Source organism: Bradyrhizobium cajani, assembly GCF_009759665.1.
GTDB lineage: Bacteria > Pseudomonadota > Alphaproteobacteria > Rhizobiales > Xanthobacteraceae > Bradyrhizobium > Bradyrhizobium cajani.
In genome coordinates this window covers 104501-121380 of the sequence record NZ_WQNE01000007.1, presented here as the reverse complement: position 1 = coordinate 121380, position 16880 = coordinate 104501, and the positions used below count along the sequence as shown (strand labels likewise).

At 58.0% G+C, this 16880-nt stretch carries 17 protein-coding genes; 8 read left to right on the top strand and 9 right to left on the bottom strand.

Annotated features, from left to right (window positions below):
- Positions 1 to 509: 509 nt before the first annotated feature.
- Genes GPL20_RS11595 through GPL20_RS38770 form a run of 9 tightly spaced genes read right to left on the bottom strand, consistent with a single transcriptional unit; the run spans position 510 to position 7077 of the window.
- Complete coding sequence (locus tag GPL20_RS11595) at positions 510 to 785, bottom strand: EscS/YscS/HrcS family type III secretion system export apparatus protein (RefSeq protein WP_027563378.1); 276 nt, start codon at positions 783 to 785, stop codon at positions 510 to 512.
- Between the two features lies 1 nt (position 786).
- Complete coding sequence (gene sctR, locus GPL20_RS11590; RefSeq protein ID WP_100233327.1) at positions 787 to 1452, bottom strand: type III secretion system export apparatus subunit SctR; 666 nt, start codon at positions 1450 to 1452, stop codon at positions 787 to 789.
- Positions 1445 to 2500, bottom strand: a complete 1056-nt coding sequence (sctQ, locus tag GPL20_RS11585; RefSeq protein WP_157329636.1) for a type III secretion system cytoplasmic ring protein SctQ — start codon at positions 2498 to 2500, stop codon at positions 1445 to 1447. Before sctQ ends, sctR begins: the two co-directional genes overlap by 8 nt.
- Before the next feature lie 57 nt (positions 2501 to 2557).
- On the bottom strand, positions 2558 to 3094 hold the full coding sequence (locus tag GPL20_RS11580; protein WP_100233325.1) for a hypothetical protein: 537 nt from the start codon (positions 3092 to 3094) through the stop codon (positions 2558 to 2560).
- Positions 3070 to 4425 carry a type III secretion system ATPase SctN gene (gene sctN, locus GPL20_RS11575; protein WP_309143194.1) on the bottom strand — a complete coding sequence of 452 codons (1356 nt, stop codon included), beginning with the start codon at positions 4423 to 4425 and terminating at the stop codon, positions 3070 to 3072. The genes GPL20_RS11580 and sctN overlap by 25 nt, the downstream gene beginning before the upstream one ends.
- On the bottom strand, positions 4422 to 5045 hold the full coding sequence (gene sctL, locus GPL20_RS11570; RefSeq protein ID WP_157329635.1) for a type III secretion system stator protein SctL: 624 nt from the start codon (positions 5043 to 5045) through the stop codon (positions 4422 to 4424). Before sctL ends, sctN begins: the two co-directional genes overlap by 4 nt.
- Entirely contained in the window at positions 5042 to 5662 is a 621-nt protein-coding gene (locus tag GPL20_RS11565; RefSeq protein WP_157329634.1) for a nodulation protein NolU, read from the bottom strand. Before GPL20_RS11565 ends, sctL begins: the two co-directional genes overlap by 4 nt.
- A gap of 21 nt (positions 5663 to 5683) precedes the next feature.
- Positions 5684 to 6523 carry a type III secretion system inner membrane ring lipoprotein SctJ gene (gene sctJ, locus GPL20_RS11560; RefSeq protein ID WP_254124953.1) on the bottom strand — a complete coding sequence of 280 codons (840 nt, stop codon included), beginning with the start codon at positions 6521 to 6523 and terminating at the stop codon, positions 5684 to 5686.
- 32 nt (positions 6524 to 6555) lie between these two features.
- Positions 6556 to 7077, bottom strand: a complete 522-nt coding sequence (locus GPL20_RS38770; RefSeq protein ID WP_246250353.1) for a nodulation protein NolB — start codon at positions 7075 to 7077, stop codon at positions 6556 to 6558.
- Positions 7078 to 7296: 219 nt separating this feature from the next.
- On the opposite strand from GPL20_RS38770, the gene GPL20_RS11550 reads away from it, so the two are divergent.
- From GPL20_RS11550 to sctV, 8 genes are all read left to right on the top strand, one after another.
- On the top strand, positions 7297 to 7968 hold the full coding sequence (locus GPL20_RS11550; RefSeq protein ID WP_157329633.1) for a secretin N-terminal domain-containing protein: 672 nt from the start codon (positions 7297 to 7299) through the stop codon (positions 7966 to 7968).
- Between the two features lie 1482 nt (positions 7969 to 9450).
- A complete protein-coding gene (locus GPL20_RS11545; protein WP_373568186.1) occupies positions 9451 to 11250 on the top strand; it encodes an HrpF/NolX family T3SS translocon protein in 1800 nt (599 codons plus the stop codon).
- Positions 11251 to 12070: 820 nt separating this feature from the next.
- On the top strand, positions 12071 to 12367 hold the full coding sequence (locus GPL20_RS11540) for a hypothetical protein (RefSeq protein ID WP_157329632.1): 297 nt from the start codon (positions 12071 to 12073) through the stop codon (positions 12365 to 12367).
- A gap of 71 nt (positions 12368 to 12438) precedes the next feature.
- On the top strand, positions 12439 to 12672 hold the full coding sequence (locus tag GPL20_RS11535) for a nodulation protein NopA (RefSeq protein WP_157329631.1): 234 nt from the start codon (positions 12439 to 12441) through the stop codon (positions 12670 to 12672).
- Positions 12673 to 12786: 114 nt separating this feature from the next.
- Positions 12787 to 13677, top strand: coding sequence for an FHA domain-containing protein (locus GPL20_RS11530; protein ID WP_254124915.1), 891 nt, complete (start codon positions 12787 to 12789; stop codon positions 13675 to 13677).
- Between the two features lie 33 nt (positions 13678 to 13710).
- Entirely contained in the window at positions 13711 to 14250 is a 540-nt protein-coding gene (locus tag GPL20_RS11525) for a hypothetical protein (protein ID WP_157329630.1), read from the top strand.
- Positions 14251 to 14252: 2 nt separating this feature from the next.
- Positions 14253 to 14678 carry a type III secretion apparatus assembly chaperone SctY gene (gene sctY / locus GPL20_RS11520; RefSeq protein ID WP_157329629.1) on the top strand — a complete coding sequence of 142 codons (426 nt, stop codon included), beginning with the start codon at positions 14253 to 14255 and terminating at the stop codon, positions 14676 to 14678.
- A gap of 8 nt (positions 14679 to 14686) precedes the next feature.
- On the top strand, positions 14687 to 16804 hold the full coding sequence (sctV, locus tag GPL20_RS11515; protein ID WP_157329628.1) for a type III secretion system export apparatus subunit SctV: 2118 nt from the start codon (positions 14687 to 14689) through the stop codon (positions 16802 to 16804).
- Positions 16805 to 16880 lie beyond the last annotated feature (76 nt).

Sequence of the window (16880 nt, the reverse complement as noted above, 5' to 3'; positions counted from 1 at the left end):
ATTCGATGAGAGCACCGGCGAAATCGCGCGCGGCCTACAAGCCACGCTTCTTCTGCTCTCACCGGCCGCAGCGCGGTTTGGAGACCTGGGGGCCTCAAAGGTTTCATCAATTTCGCAGTCTATGGAGATCGGTCACGAGCGGTACCTTCATTCGCAGGCTCATTCACCAGAATGCCAGAATCGCGGGGCAGCTTGCAATCAAAGCGGTTGCCGGTTCACTTGCGTCGACAATTCGCCAGGCTGTGCATCGAGGACCAGTTCTCAGCAGGTAATTCCATCACATCGTAAGCAAACCTGAATCGAACGGATAGAAATTCCAAATGGGGTCATTCGTCTCCGAATACGTCAGGCTCATAGAGCCGAACAGGACAGTTCGGATGTCTATCCGTCTCATAATAGTGAGGCGAGCTTTCGATAAGATGACGAACTCGCTCTTTTGTGGTTCGCAATGAAGGCTAACCAACGCGACGCTATAGCTGAAACTTAGACAGGCCTGCGTTCTGCGTGCACTAATACCTCGCTGTGAGCGCAGGGAACTCAGTGAAGATACGCTGGGCTTGCTCGATCAGCGGCGCGCTCAGCACCGGAGCAAACAGAACGAGCACGGCGACGACGACGAGGAGCTTCACGGTAAGCGGCAAGGTTTGATCCTGGAGCTGGGTTGCTGCCTGCACGATGCCAATACCCAATCCGGCCACGAGGGCTGCCAGGAGCGGCGGTAGAACCCAGATCATGAACAGGACCAATGATCGGCTCAGGTGGGTGAGGATGCTGGCCTCGTCCATCTTACCCCCCCGGCGATGCGTAGCTTAAGACCAATCCGTGCATGAGCCGCGACCAGCCGTCGATTGTGACGAACAGAAAGAGCTTGAAAGGAACGGATATCATTGTTGGTGATACCATTGACATGCCCATGGCCATCAGAATTGTCGTCACAATCAGGTCGATCGTGATGAACGGAAGATAGAGAAGGAAACCGATTTCAAACGCACGCTTAAGCTCCGAGATTAAAAAGGACGGCACGAGGATCGCAAAATCATCGGCTGTTGCGTTGGCGCGCATCTCCTCCGACCAGATATGTTCCGTCGACGAGAGGAAGAACGTGCGCTGCTCCTCAGTGGTGAACTTTTTGAGATGGGCGCGCAGCGGCTCGCTACCTTCCTTGGCGGCGGTCAACCAGTCATCGGCGGTTTGGTAACGAAGTTGCGTATCGGTCACGCGGTTGTAGGTTTGCTCGAATACTGGGGCGCCTATGAACACGGTAAGGATCAATGCAGCACCATACAGAACGATGTTCGGTGGTATGGATTGAGTGCCGAGCGCGTTGCGGATCAGGAAGAGAACGACGGAAACCTTGATGAACGCCGTTGTTGTGACAACTGCGAACGCCAGCAGGCCGAGACCGGCGGTCGCCGCAACAAGCGCAAGGATGCTCGGTTGAATGTCACCCATTGACCGCCAACTTGCTAAGTAACCGGATGCCCAACGCTTCACCGACACGTATGATGTCGCCGCGGCCGATTAATTGACCATTGGCGACAATGTCGACCGGACCGTCTAGCTGCCGGCCAAGCTCGAACACGTGCCCCTCGTTGATGCTTCTCAACGTACCCAGCGGGATGGGCCAGCGGCCGCATTCGAACACAAGCGTGATCTCAACGCTGTCGATGTCGGCTTCCAAGGGCGGGATTGCTTGCTCCGCTTGGGATCGTATCGTCATATTTGCATACCTTAGAGGATGGGACTGCAGGCGGAATGGTCCCCGAAGGATAAGTCTGTCGCCCGCGACCTGCGCTGGCGCCCACAACTTGTCCGCAGCGAGTATGAGCTGGCCATAGGCAAATGGAATGACGTCGGGCAGCAGTGCGTCGCCGGGCTGTGCTTGACGAAGAAGCCTGACGGGCGCCCGCAGCGAGCCGATCTCTCTCGCAATCACGACCGGCAATTCCGAAGAAATCTTGCCTAGGTCTCGCGGTAATTGGCCGATCAACTCGCCTAACAGACGAAACGCAGACGGAACCAGACCGTCAAGTGGCGCGAACAAGAACAGGCGGGCCTTGGCCGCCAGCGGCCCGAAAGTAACGTCGAACTCCAAATAGGGGTCTTTGGCCGTTGCGTCTTCGACGCGGATCAGCTGCAAATTCCGCGCGAGCACGATCTCTAATGCAGCGAGCCAAGGTTCCAGTGCAAGTTCGAGAAGGAGCGAGCGGGTTGGGTCGGAAGGTAAAGTAAGGCCATACTGGACCGTTGAAATCAGTGCCTCGACGAGAAGGCGGGGCAAGGACAACACAGCGGTCTCGCCTTCGGCGCAAAATACGCAGTCGAGCACCGATGTGGCGTATGGCTCGGCCTGCCAAACAAGCCGGCTCATACGGATCGATAGCGGCTTATCGCCGATGCGGCTCTGCGGAAACGTGCGCGGTGCGGCGGTCTCGTTGAGCCAGGAGACCACTTCATGCGACAGCTTTACCGCTGGCTGAAATAGTGCGGGGTCACCCATGGCATTTATCGAGAGGTTCCGCGGGCGCAGCTCGCGACGTGATAAGAGAACCAGCCATTAGTTCGAGCCATCGACCGTCTGGCTGCGCGAACCACCCCGATATCGGAGCAAAACCTCATCGTCGGCATCGATTTCGGCTGCAAACTCCGAACGGACAGCGGTAGTGCGCTGGACATCGCCCTGAATCTCCTGCCATTTCTGGCTCGCCGCCGAACGCTTGGCCCATATGGTCCGCGCCTCATTCACCGCCCGCTGGGCCTGCTCATGCGCGATGCGCGCCTGCTCACGCGCCTGGCGTGCCGATTCGATCTCTGCTGCCAGCCGCCCAAGGACGAGTTGACAGCGACGATCGAGCTCGGTCACGGACATCATCTCGAGCGACGCCAGCTCCTGATAAAGTTCAGCTTCGGCCTTGGCGCGACGATTCTCCGCGCCTTTAAGATTCTCAGACGCTCGCTGCAGCGCTGCGACCGCAATTTGGCGCCTGGCTTCCATGTTCGACAATTCACGAAGCGCGCTTCGCTCTCTCATGTCCTTTACCAGCCGCAATTTCGACGCTTGCACCAGATTCAGGCCGTCAGACGCGACATCCATGAAACGGTCTCCTCAAAGCTAGACGGCTCGTCCTGTCCCTGGCGCAAGAATGCGCGCAGTTCCTCGATTGACTCGATTGCCCGATCAGTCAGTGGATCGTTGCCCGGCTTGTATTCACCGACCTTGATCAGGAACTCAGCCTCATTGTAGCGCGAGAGCAGATCGCGAAAAACGGAAGCCGCCTTGCGATGTGGACCAGAGGCGACCGCATCCATGACACGACTTCGGCTCGACAGCACGTCGATGGCGGGAAAATGCTCTCGCGAGGCCAGCGCGCGCGAAAGAATGATATGACCATCGAGAATGCCGCGCGACTCTTCGGCGATCGGATCGCCCGTGCCGTCACCTTCGACAAGCACGGTATAGAATGCCGTGATCGAGCCCCGCTCGCCCATACCCGCACGCTCCAACAGACCAGGCAGCAGCGCAAAGACGGAAGGAGGAAAGCCGCGCCGGGTAGGAGGTTCTCCTGCGGCAAGGCCGATTTCGCGCATCGCACGGCTAAAGCGCGTCAGCGAATCCATCATCAGAACGACCTGCAGCCCTTGATCACGAAAATACTCGGCGAGTGCGGTCGCCATATGAGCGCATTGCGCCCGCTCCATTGCCGATCGATCGGATGTCTCAACGACAACGATCGTGCGAGCGAGGGCATCTCCAATATGACGTTCGATGAATTCACGCACCTCGCGACCACGCTCTCCTATGAGCGCAACCACGGTGACATCTGCGGCCGCGCCTTTTACAATTTGCGCCATCAGCGTCGACTTACCGCAACCGGCATCTCCATAGATTCCGATCCGCTGACCTTCGCCACACGTCAGAAGTCCATCCAGCACGCGAACGCCGAGCGGGAACGGTTGCTCGATGTCACGCCGCCTCATCGGGTTGGGCGCCTTGCCGCGGAGCGGACACGTGTGGACCGTCTTTATCGGCCCCTTGCCATCGAGTGGACGGCCGAAGCTATCGATCACGCGGCCGAGCAGGTCGGGCCCGACTGACACCTCCTGCATGCGCCCGGTCGGGAGCACTTCCGCGCGGTGGGACAAGCCTACCATATCGCCAATGGGCGTCAGCAACACCCCGTCCGGCAGCAAACCGATGACTTCCGCCTCAAGTGACCATCCGGAAGCGTGATCCTGCAATAGGCAAAGTTCTCCAACACGGGCCCCTGGCAACACGGCATGGAGCAAGGTGCCGATCGCACGCGTGATCCGCCCCCGCACGGCACGCGTATCGACATCCTTTGCTGCGAGTCTTAGAGATGCTATCGCCGCATGCACATCTCCTTCTCCGGCCGATTGATCATGGCCTGATCGTTGCGTCGTCACGGAGCGCTTTCCTGAGAAGATGGGTTAAGGCTGAGACGCAATGTGCGGAGCTGCGCGGCAAGTCCTAAATCGACACTGCCGAACTCACTCCACAGAACGCACTGGTCAGGCCCCACGGCCGGGTCCGGATCAATTCTGACTTTCGGCCGACTATCCGTTCCATCGAACGCCACGAATTCATGCCTTAGTGCATCAGCATTCACAGGAGACACGTGAAGGCATACTTCTGCGCTGCCATATCTTTGCTCGATGGCGTGACGAACGGTCCTTACCAACATCTCACCCGGATCAAAGGAGCCCAACAAATCGGTCAATATCTCAATCACGAGCTGTGGCAACTCCCGTTGCAGAACGGCTTTTCGCCGGGCCACATCGGAAGCAGCTCGGGCGACCAGCTGTGCCATTTCGTCCGAGCCCGACCTAAGACCTTCGCAATGGCCGCGCTCCCGCTCCTGCTGATAGGCTTTTCTTGCCCAACTGCGAACCTGCCGCAGATACCGCTCGGCTAGCGCGCGCGTCTGCACCGCATTGTACCAGATACCGAGTTCCGCGGCTGGTATGAGCGGACCAAGCGGCCGTATCCGCGGGCTAGCTTGCAAGACTGTTTCGTTGGCCGTCATACCGCTGGCTCCTCCGTGGCCAAGTGCGCCACCACCAAAGACAGTAACTGACCCGCTGAATTGTGGTGTTCGGCTGCTGGGGATTCGGCGGTGGTCCCCACAGGTAAGCGAAAAAGAACGCGCAAACGGTCAAGCTCTGTTGCGTCCTTGAGCCAAGCACCAAGGCAGGCACATCCGTCATGTTCAATCTGGTTCGCGAGCTTCTGCGGATCGTCAATCGATGTGGTTGCGACGGCGCTGGATAAGTGTCGGATTGCGAAAGCATGAGCTTCGGCACCAATATATTCGATCAGAATCGCTACATCGTGCTTTGACACAAGCTTGAGCACCGAACGCGCATGCCAGATACTGCCGGCGAGCAGGACCGCCCGACGCGGATCATGCCCGAGCAGAACGTCCTTACCCCAGTCGGTTCCGTTCGAGACCAGCTCACTGCCCATTAGCAATTCGACCAGTCTTTGCTGCAGTCTCGGAGACTTCTGCAACTGCAGCACTGTGGCGGCCGACAGGAGCCCATCAAGATGGCCGGCAAACCGGCCGGGATGAATCAAAGCGGCAAGCTCGCGCACGCGATCGGGATGCGGGTTGAGTGAATGATTTGGGTCAGTGGATGCCATCGATACGGACCTGCTTGCCGCCTATTTCGGATCGGAGGACAGCTTTTTGCCGGCGGACTGGACCGCTGGCTTGCTGGCACCTCTGCCGAGATTTGTCACTTTGCGCCAGGATTGACGAAGCTGTCGCCCACGTGTGCTCAGCAGTACGTAAGATAGAATGCCCAACGCGGCGAGCACACCTCCTGCACCGATCGCAATGTGAGTTGCGACGAATTTGGTTGGTTCTGCGGGCGCTGCCGCTGGCACAACGGAGGCCTCATGCTGACCTCGCTCAACCGGCACGAACACGACCGTCACCTTGTCGTACGATAGACCTTCGATGCTATTGGCGACGAGCATCTTGATCTGCGGCAGCAAGGCTGAGAGCTTCGCGTTGGAGGCGTGTCGAATGAAAACGGACGCCGAGGACGGGGTTGCATCCTGTCGCAAAAGATCATTCTTCGGCAGAACGACATGAACACGGGCGGAGAGAACCCCATCGATATCGTTGATCGTGCGCGACAATTCTTCACTGAGAGCGTAGACGTAGCGGGCTCGCTCCTCAACCGGGGACGCAACGAGGCCCGCCCCCTTGAACACCTCACCGAGGCTCTTGAAGGATTGGCGCGGCAAGCCATGGTCATTCAGCACCTCGATTGAGTAGGCGAGCTGCCTTTCTTCCACCTGAATTGTGCTGGTCCCATCCTTACCGACGACACGGATGGCATCGACGCCCTTGCTCAGGAGCAGCCCAAGCATCTCGTTGGCTTCACGCTCCTGAACTTTGGTATACAGATCAGCTTTGCAACCGGCGAGGGTCAGCGAAAGCAGCAACAGGACGAGAGCATCAAGCCGCTTTCTTGCGGGCCGGCCATTACCGATCTTGTCTTTCGTTAAGACAGCCAACGGCCCACTCAGCCCGCCGATAGAAGCTTATTCAGGGATGAACTGACAGCACCTGTCCCCTTGGAGATGAGCGAAACCTGGATGACGCCGTTGTAAACATCCCGCAGATTCGTCAGCGCCGAGTCGAAATGATCCGCACCCTCCGGTTTGCCCACTGGATGTACCTCCACTTGCTGCACACGTAAGACCGGTTGCGCGGCCGGCCCAAGCTGCAGATTCTTGGTAGGATCAGGCTCGCCGACGAGCGCCGGAGAAACTGCACCCGACGGAAATGGTTTGCCCTGGTGAATAGCAGAAATGCTCTGAAGGACGCGATCGCCTAGCGGGCTCGCCGGCGCCAGTGCGCGCTGCACTTCCGGCAGCGATGGAGCTGGCGCGTGCTCGGTCACAGAAGAGGCGACACCTTGGTTGGAGGCCGCCTGCGCAAGACTCTCGCCAAACTGAGCGTGTGCCGGCGAACAGCCGTTGGAGGCACACTCGACGGAGTTGGCAGAGATCGACGTAACGCCAAACAGCATGGAGGAAATCATTTCTGTCACGTGGTGAGATGAGCCGTTCGTTCACACGAAGGGCCGCACCTTGGAGAAGCAAGCTGACCAAAAACTGACGAGCATCTGTCATCTAATGATCACGGGTAGCTTCCAATCTGGGACGAAGCATCGGCTTCCACATTTTGGGACGAATTCCGGTGCTTGTTCTCAAGTGCAAAAATAGCTGGAATACTCATCCCATCCACAAGGCTGCGCATCTTGACGAAAGTTCTCTACGCTGGTGTTTTCATTTGCTTTGGCGTCGTCGAGGCGCTCGGCGCTCCCCTGGCGCTGCCATCGACGCCTTATAGTTACACAGTTCTGGATCAGGACCTCGGGGCCGCACTGCAGGAATTCGGCAACAACCTAAAGATCAGGGTCAATGTCAGCACCGGGGTGAAGGGGCGGATTCGCGGGCGAATGCCGGATCTCCCACCGCGAGAGTTCCTCGAACGGTTGATTAATCTCTACAATCTTCAATGGTACTACGATGGGCTGGTGCTCTACGTATCCGACGCGCATGAGGCGCAAAGCCGCCTTTTGGTCTTGAGTCCAATCAGCTTTGATGCGTTCAAGGCGGCACTCGATGCGCTCAACATCTCCGACGAGCGTTACATCGTGAGACCCGTACCGGGAGATGGCCTCGTCTTCGCCTCCGGTCCACCCCGCTTTGTCGCGCTTGTGGAGCAAACAGTAAAAGGACTTGCGGCGGAGGCACAGGCACGGCGAAGCCCGAGCGGTACCGAAAAGCCGCCGCACGAGTCGGTTTTGATGCTGTTTCGGGGATCCTCCAGCGTGGTCATTCGAGAAGGACGACCGAACGATGCTCCTTCGCCGGAGGCACCACATCAAGATGGCGTGGTTCACACACCTGATGCAGGTAAGAAATGACCTGATGGCAATGGATGGCCTGGAAGAGATGCAATGCGTCTGCTTATGCCCTCTGTCAGCTTTTCGAAAGCTACTGCTGCATTTTCAGAGCGCGGATGTGTAGATGGCCGATGCCGCAGGTGGCGCAATAAACGTCCAAACCGGAGCCACTACGCGAACCAGAATTCTAGCCAGCAGCATCGGTGAGCGTGCTTTGCCACTTTAGCGCCTCATGCGAGCTTTTGAACAACTGCATGAAGTCCGTCATGCAAATGAGCTTCGTCGCATAAGAATGAAAGGCACTCCGTTGTCCAAAAGGAGGAACAGGATGGACTTCGACGCGCTAAGCCGGGCGGACAACAGCCCAGCGTCCCACTCGTCCTCATCGCCCGCCGGTCCAAGGGAGATTGAGCGTGAACTAATGGCATTGCATGAAATACCCGAATACAGCCAGGGCCTAATTGGGCAGGAACTCGGAGGCAGCATCGCGTGTCGAGCCATCATTGAGCGGCGGCGAGCGGTCCAATTCCCAACAGCCGATCGCTCAACACCGCGCGGACGCCTCCGATCTCGGAGTTTGGCAAGATCTTGAGCCTTGGTTCATGCGGGCCGGCTCACCTCACGCTGGACCGTCTCAAGCCGGGCCCACATTGCACGCAGGGGTTGCTCCGGCGGAAATTGGAGATTTCGCCATGGCGAACGGTCGTCGCGCCAAGGACGACTGGGTCTTCACTGGCCAAACAGCTACGCCCGCTCAGATCGAAATGCTAAGAAGCTGCGATCTCAAACCTACCAGGGGTGTCCGGACAACAACGTTCACCATCCTGGGTGTGCCTCACACGGCGGAATGGCGAGAAGAAGGTGTTATTCGTCTCAAACCGTCGCTGGACCCTTGCCTTTGACCCGTAGGTTCGAGCGAACACTCGCCAATCGGCTAAGCATGATGACATGAAGAATGCGGAGTGCAGCTGAGCTTCGATCCGCTCGGGGCAATAGGGTCCGCACAATACCGTCGGACTCTTTCGAGCATCTAAGCAAGCGCCAACACTCTCGTTGGGCGCAGGCGCGAGGTCGCTACGCGTGGGTGATTTCACCATAGGATGCTGCAGAGACCTGCGACGTTGTTTCACGAATCAGCGCACGTGACCATCTGCAGAGCGGCAGACACGGCCTCGCTAATCGACCTAGTTGGCCCGGAGGCGAGCGATCGAGCATAACAAGCAAGCCGATTCCGATATCGAGAACCCATCACCGCCTCGCACACCATCCATTGCGCGTCTCGTTGTGAAACCTCTGGGCGCCGTCAGCTTTTGGAAAGCTAATCGAACCTACCATGTGGCGTGAATATCTAGACGGCGATGTGCCTATAGATTGTAGCGGAACCGAGCGCTGGGGGCGCACTGAGCAATCGGAAGCGAGTGTTTCTTGCTCGTTGTTCGTCGCGATTCTCGGGCTGCGCCACATGACCGGCTTGTGGTGCGATCTCAAATCAGAGGACGTATAATGTCAGTCAACAACCTATCGCTAACCGCCAGCTCGAGTTTGTCCGGTCTGGCCCCCGGACCCTCATCGGCGCGGGATCTTTCAAACTTCGAGGCGATGCTGGCTAGTTTCTCGTTGAAAGACAATGCCGATGACCGTTCCACTCCACAGGATCCGCCGGCTGCAGACTCGGTCAAGCAGCTGACGGAGGAACTCACGCAGGAGGTGCGGAACATCCTTCCGCCGGAGATCAAGGCCGCACTGGACGCATGTCAGCAGGCCCCAGAAACATCCTCCGCGGAGTCCTCCTCCGCTGCGAGCGCGCCGAAGATTGCAGAGGCACCCGTACAAAGCTCCAGGATCACGTGGAACAGCGGCACACTGACTGATGCCGAGCTGGAGATTGTGTCGGTGCTGAACCGACACAAAGACAAATGCCCGCTGGATTGGAAATCTCTTGGAGATTTGGCCAACGATCCCTCCACACCGCCGGATCTAAAGGCGGCGATCGAGGCGTTGCAACAGGACCCAGAGCTCTTCTATGCGATAGGCTCGCAAGGTGACGGCCGCTGCGGCGGGAAGATCAAAGCAGGTGATCTCTCCGGCTTCTCCGATCACCACCCTCAGGTTGCTGCTTTCCAGGAGCAGCGGGCAGAGAGCTATACGCAAAACTACATCCCTTCCGACGGCACCCGGAATGGCGAGCCATCGGTTATGACCCAGACCAATGCATTGCGCGAGCTCTATCGCTATGCCGACAACCTGCCTAAGAACCTGAGCCTTGCGGATTTCAAGCGGATCGTCGACGGCGAAGCTAAAACCGGCAAATGCCCGCCACAGGTCCTCGCGGCCGCTCAATACTTCCTCGACCACCCGGATGAATGGAAGCAGTTGTACGGTGGCTCGATAGACAAGGTCCACAAAGAGGACTTCCTGCAGGTTGCTTCATCATCGATCAATCTCACGCAAGCCGAGCTCGATACGCTCAATACGATCAGCAAGAACAAAAACGCTTTCTTCGGAAAGGGTGACCTGACCCGGGAAAAGCTGGCGAGCATGGTCGATGATAAGAGCCTCGCGCCTGAGGTGCGAAAGGCGGCCTCCCAGCTGCTCTCCGATCCTGTCTTGTTCGGGTTGATGAACAACGCGATTACGGGCTACAAAACCCACCACAAGTTCTTCGACTTCGGTGGTGGCCATACGGTCGATTCCGGCAACATCAGCAACAGCGACTTCAACCAGTTCTTCAACAACATGTCGGGTGCGAACCGCACCGTTCACCAAGTGAAGACGCATGCCGTCCGAACGCCTGCCGAGCAGGACGCTGTCGCGGACATGACGATGGGCATGGCAGACCAGCCCGACATCAAGTCTCCCAAAAAGAACGGTGGCGCCTTCATGCACGCACTTAATGACGTGCTCAAAGTTGGCTCTAAGGTATTCGACTGGGCCGCGACGGCAGTCGGTGTACTTGGCTTCATTCCAGGCTTGGGTGAATTGGCCGATCTGGCGTCAATGGTGCTCGAAGCCGAGGCGCAAGCTGCAAATCTTCTTCACACTGCCATCAGTGGCGGCAACATAAAGCAAGCGCTGGAAGAAGCCGGGCTGAGCCTTGCGGCACAGGCGGTGGGCTGCATCGCCGGACCTGAGGTCAAATTAGCAATGCGAGAAGGCTTGGTGAAGCAGGCAATTCAAGAAGCCGCGACGGCCGGCATCAACCTGCCTGTTTCGATGGCCCAGTCCTACGCGGAGGATTATCTGAATAACCTAAAGGCTCGCATCGAATCCGAGCGCTTACAAGCTGCAGGCGCTAACGCCTAGGCGGAGCGACGCTATCTTCTCAGGATCACGCTGGAAACGGTAATGAGCTTGCGCGGCCTCCGCGCGGTTGGGCCTCTCTGCCGAGCAGTAGGTCGCGCAAGCTCTACCAGCATACTTGAGACCGCCCCCGAATCCGAGGAACTTATTTCGGCTCTTCACTGCGTACAAGCTATGCTGGCCGCACTCGAGACCGCGATGCATTAACACTACGCGCCAGTCGGCCGCAGCCGCGGAGCCTGCCGATTGCGCAAGGATCGAGAGCACATTGGTCCAGAGCGGTAGAAATCCGAAGGGCTCTTTCTCGACTGGCGGGCTTCTGCTCGGTCTCCCTGAAAGTAGGTCGCGATTGACGGATCTGCTATGGGCGAGCCAGGACCGAGGGAGCGCTCTTGGCCGCTGAATCGGCCGTCACTCTGGCTTTCCGCCTCGCTCCGACCAGGTCAAGCTCCATGCCGCTTCGCCTGACTGCAAGCAAATTGTCGAAAGAGCTCGGAGGCATCGCAAGGGACGTGAGCCCGAGATTACAGCATGTCGGCCTAAAACGTTTTTGTTAGTGGCGGCTTTGGTATTCCGCTATTGAAGCTTTCGAAACGATGAGCAACGTGCTTCTTCACAAACGATTGTTTGTCTTAACCATCTGATCTCCAGCTTTCGCGGGCAACTTGTTCAAATACGGTCGGCTGGTGAAGACGTATAATGACGATCGACCATCGGCTCATTGCATTTCTACGACTCGTCAGCTTGTCGAAAGCTAATACTTGCATAGTGCAGAGCGGAAACTGCCTCCATTGGCACGATCGAATTGACATAGGAGAACCCGATGCGCGTTACGAGCTCTAACGCCGCTGGGCACGTTGATGCTGACCTCCATGCGGCTGGCGGCAAAAGCGGCGGCAAAAAAGGATCTCAGAAGCCTGGCGAGCGCGACGATCATGCCCGATCGCCTGATGCAAACATTCCCGTAAACGGCGGCGCGTCCACTCCGGGTGGCAACTCGCACGAAGCCGCTATGCAGCAAGCGTTCAGCGCCGCTTTGGGAGCCGCTGCTCTCCAAGTTGCGAATAGTGCAATGAGCCATTTCGACGATGTCATGGCCGAGACAGAGGAGGATTCCTGACGTCGCATGTTGCGACGTTAGGAAATAGGAGCCGCACGTCGCGGCGAAATTCGAGCACAGAGGAGAATAGTATGGCTAAAAATGTTGGTGCGTCTCATACCTCGACTGCAGGTGGAGCAGCCGGCACCGCTACTGCTGCAGCCGCTTCCACCGCTGCTGAAGCTGCTGGAGAGGCGGCATTCCAACGGCAAATCGCCGCCCTGACTTTGACCAGCACAAAGGCTGCTGAGAGGGATGTGGAACTTCGCGTCGTCTCGACCGAGCTCTCGACCGTCAAGAAAGCGGCCGATGAGCGGGTGCAGTAAGGGATGAGATGGGGCGACGTCGCCGCCCCACTTTCACCGGCTGCTTAGTCTGTGAAGTCGCACGGGCCGTACGGTTTTGCCGTACGGTTCCTTTCGCTGTTCAGGAAACCGACCGTGAATGAACCAAATTGCCCGCATTTCGAAGTGTTGTCGGGGTGTTACTCCGGGCTGACAAGTAAAGTGGGGGTCGGATCGTGTCTGATTGGCAGCAGCCTCGATGCTGATTTGATCTTCGTCGAACAAGGCCTCGAACCGCACCATCTTCGTGTCATCCCCCATTCCAATTCAATCGAGATCGAGGCCCTTGCGAGGGACGTTAGGATCGAGGGGCACGAGACTGTTTTACCAAACGAATCCATTGTTGTCCCTCTTCCTGTCGTTTTGCATGCCGGGGCGATGTCCATTCGCTGGACGATCGAGGACTACAAACAAGCTGGCTCCATCGACCGCCGGCATATATCGCTCGTCTTTCTTGCTTTGGTCCTGATCGGCTCTGCCGCGGTTGGTGCAGTCTCACCCAGTTTTGTCCAGACCGACACCACCGTGGCGTCAAGTCCGTCGTCCCCTGCTCCGGACATTGCGCCCAAGCTGGCGCTCAGCGCTCCTGATGCTCTGGCCACCGATGCAGCTGCCGAACGGTTGCAAGAGGAAGTTGACAGAGCGGGCCTTGTCGGCATCAAGGTCGGCTCTGGGGCGGGCGTTGTCACCGCCGATGGCACCGTTACGCCCGCTTCGCTCGCCACATGGCGAGACGTCCAGCAGCGGTTTGATCACAATAGCAATGGCGCTTATACGCTCGTCAATGCTGTGGCTATCAAGGATGAGAAGACGCCTCCCGCAATTGGGGTCCAAGCTGTTTGGCGCGGGAGCGACCCTTATATTGTCATTGCTGGTCAAAAGTATTTCGTCGGCGCGCTCTTAAGCAATGGATGGACCGTCTACGGGATCGAGGAAGGGCGTGTTCTGCTGAGCCGGGATGGCCGGCTTGCCACTCTACCCTATTAACGTTTTAGGCCGCAGGTAAGGAAGCAAAGTGCCATGACTAGGCTGCCCCCCAATCCCGTCGAGCCCGGCACCTCTTTTCAGCGGCCAAACGTTGATCATCATGCATCTGCCAACACGCCGGTCAATTCTCGAGCCAAGTCCATCGGGATTGACCGGACGCGTGGCAATGATCCTAAGAGCCACACCTCACTTTCTCGTCATAGTGACGTGCTGGATCGGTTGGTGGACGTCACGATCGAGAGCGCGCTCGAACTCAGTTCGATCGATGCAGTTTCGCGCATCAATCTAGACGAGGCGCGCGCCCCGCCAGGTCAGATCGAGCCAAGCTCGGAACTCTCTTGGCTTAATGAGCCCAATCTTGCGCACAGCCTGCTCTCCTTCGTGACGCCGCGCTTACGTCATTCGCATGTTCTGCGTCCAGAGCAACACAGCCTTCTCCTGGAGCGCTTGGCTGATACGCTATCAGCGGCGCCAGAGGATTTGGTGCCACGTGAAGGGGCCGCCCTTCTGCAACTCGAGCTGCAACGTCTAATCCTGCTCCGGCAGAGTCACAATGGCTTGATCAAAGGCTAGCAATGGTCGTGCCAGACAAAGTGCAACACTTCACATCTACACAGCCGCCGATCGTTTCCGAAGCCGGCGCTATCGAGCTGATCTCCGGGCCGGAGCGAGATTTGCTCTGCGTGCTTTCTTATGTCTACCTTGCGTGCGGACAGAGCGCCAAGAGCCTGGCTCTGTTGCGGCTGGTCGCTCACGAACAGTCTCAAGACATCGGCCTGCTCCGCATACTGGCCTACGCTCTCATCTCGGAGCGTCGCGGTGACGAAGCACTGTCGGTATTGGACAGGCTTGACAAACTGGATGACGAGCCGTCTTCGTGTCCGCCCTTGATGCTGATGCGCAGCCACGCCCTGCGCCACGCTGGCCGCATGACCGAAGCGCAAGCCGTCTTCAAACGCTATGTTTTGTTGCGGGGCAGCACAGCTGCAATCAAACAATAAGGCTTCTCATGGCCAACCTTCTACGAAATCTCATCACGCGCGCGCCGGCTCACCCGGATTTGATGGTCGCGCTGATGCTTCTTCTTGCGATCGGAATGATGATTATGCCGATCCCGATCGTCATGATCGATATGCTGATCGGTTTCAATCTGGGGTTTGCCATATTGCTGTTGATGGTAGCCCTGTATCTCAACACGCCGCTCGACTTTTCGTCCCTGCCGGGCGTCATCCTGATCTCCACCGTCTTTCGTCTCGCTCTTACCGTTGCAACGACGCGACTGATCCTCGCCGAGGGCGATGCCGGCAGCATCATTCATACGTTCGGCGAATTTGTCATATCCGGCAACATCGCCGTGGGCATTGTCATATTCCTGATTGTGACCATGGTGCAGTTCATGGTTCTCGCCAAGGGCGCCGAACGGGTGGCGGAGGTATCTGCGCGCTTCACGCTCGATGCGCTGCCGGGCAAGCAGATGGCGATCGACGCGGAGCTGCGCAACGGCCATATCGATCAGCACGAAGCCCGCAGCAGGCGCGGCGCGCTGGAGCGAGAAAGCCAACTGCACGGCGCGATGGACGGTGCTATGAAATTCGTGAAGGGCGATGCCATAGCCGGACTAATAGTCATCTGCATCAACATGCTGGGTGGCATCACGATCGGATCGCTCTCCAAGGGCATGTCCCTCGAGGAGGCGATGCATCATTATACCACCCTGACGATCGGTGATGCGCTCATTTCGCAGATTCCGGCCCTGCTGCTGTCAATTACAGCCGCAACCATTGTCACTCGTGTCAACGGTCCTTCCAGACTCAATCTCGGCGCCGATATCGTCAACCAACTTACGGCCAGCACACAAGCGTTACGCTTGGCCTCCTGTGTCTTGCTTGTGATGGGGTTCGTTCCCGGCTTCCCTTTGCCGCCCTTTGTCATACTGGCCGCGCTGTTCTCCGCTGCCAGCTTTCTCAAGGTTGGCGTGCAAGAGGGCAAGACCGCTCTCAAGGCCGGCGCCGGTCCCACCGGTTCGGCTCCCGCTTCCGCACAAGGTCAGAAGCAAACCGTGCCCGCGGAGGCACTTCCGATTACGCTGTTGCTAGCGCCGAGCCTGATGCAGGCAATCGACGTAGGGGAACTCGAGCAGTGCGTCGCACGGGTTTCGGCACTGGTTTCAGCTGATCTTGGCATCACAATTCCACGCATTCCCGCCCAACGCGCACAGCACCTCGCCCCATCGCAATTCCGGGTGGATGTCGAAGGAGTGCCGGTGGAAGAGGGCGCCATTGACCCGACACAACTCTTACTTAACGACGACGTGGCGAATATTGAACTAAGCGGGATCCCCTTTGGGCAGGACCCAGACACGAATCGGATCTGGATCGAACAAGGCCATGCGCCCGCTCTCAAAGCTGCCGGAATAGGGCACCACCGTCCGAGCGAAATCATCGCCTTGCGCGTCCAGTCGACGTTGACACGCTATGCACAGCGCCTGGTGGGCATTCAGGAAACGCGTCAGCTGCTTAGCCGGATGGAGCAGGAATATGCCGATCTGGTGAAGGAGGTGCTGCGCACGACACCGATCCCTCGCATCGCGGATGTGCTACGTCGCTTGCTGGACGAGGGCATCCCGATCCGGAACACCCGTTTGGTTCTGGAGGCGCTTGCAGAGTGGAGCGAACGGGAGAAAAGTGTCGTACTGCTCACCGAATATGTGCGCTCCGTTCTGAAGCGGCAGATCTGTCACCGCTATGCCAACGCCCATCGTGTTGTGGCGGCCTTTATCGTCGAGCGTGAGACCGAGGATATCGTGCGAGGTGCGGTGCGCGAGACCGCTGTCGGTCCCTACCTCGTTTTGGAGGATCGGCAAAGCGAGATGCTACTTGCACAATTTCGCCAGATCCATTCGAGCATCGCACGTAGTCAGAACCAGCCAGTTATCCTGGGCTCGATGGATATCCGGCGCTTCGTCCGCGGCTTTCTCACCCGCAATGGAATAGACCTACCTGTTCTCTCCTATCAGGATCTCGCCTCGGATTTCACCGTCCAGCCGATTGGCTCCGTCAAACTTGCGCCTGGCAAGGACAAGACTCCTACAGGCGGGCATCGTGACCTCCTCCCTGCGGCCGGCTGACGATCACAGGTTTGGGGGTCGTGAGGTCGCTTATGAATTCATGTAAGGTTAACGTTCTGCGGCGCCGGCGGAACTT